Source organism: Streptomyces ossamyceticus, from assembly GCF_001418475.1.
Lineage (GTDB): Bacteria > Actinomycetota > Actinomycetes > Streptomycetales > Streptomycetaceae > Streptomyces > Streptomyces ossamyceticus.
The window spans coordinates 1-574 of the sequence record NZ_LIQX01000833.1; the positions used below are offsets into that span (position 1 = coordinate 1).

A 574-nucleotide genomic window follows, 5' to 3' on the forward strand; every position below is an offset into this window, starting at 1 on the left:
GACGAGTTGCAGGACGACCGCCGCGGTGAACGTCTTCGTCACGCTGCCGGCCCGCAGCCGGTCGGTGGCGTTCATCGGGCGTCCGGTGCGCAGGTCCGCCGTTCCGGCGGTCTCCGTCCAGCGCGCGCAGTGCTTTCCGGCGGTGGGGTCGGTCACGAGGACGGCGGCCCCGGCGATGCCGTCGTGGTGGGTGAGGTCGCGCAGCGCCTGACGGGTCCGGTTGTGCGCGCCGCAGTCGACGGCCACGCGTGGGTCGGGCGCCTGCGCGGTCGCCGTCTGGCCGGTGGCCAGGACGACGGCCGACATCAGGGCCGCGAGACCGACGCGCCGGACGGTCGCCGTTGTGGATAAGAAGGTTGGCATGCCACAGCACGGTAGGCACGGACCGCCCCTTGATCACTCCGGCAGGCATGTGCTTGGGCGTTGACGCCAGCCGGAGCGGGGGACTGGAGCGGGCCCCCTGGACGGGGCGGCCCAACTGCTGCTAGGGGCGGGCATGTTCGCCTGCGCCCACCGGGTCACGCCCCCTGTGAGGAGTGCCGCATGGCGGGGCCGGACCCCGTCGCCGGCCCCG

At 74.4% G+C, this 574-nt stretch carries 1 protein-coding gene; it reads right to left on the reverse strand.

Annotated elements, in window-relative coordinates; all coding sequences use genetic code 11:
• Positions 1 to 363, reverse strand: a 363-nt coding sequence (locus AOK15_RS39455; protein ID WP_157870515.1) for a serine hydrolase, incomplete at its 3' end; no start/stop codon positions are given.
• Between the last annotated feature and the right edge of the window lie 211 nt (positions 364 to 574).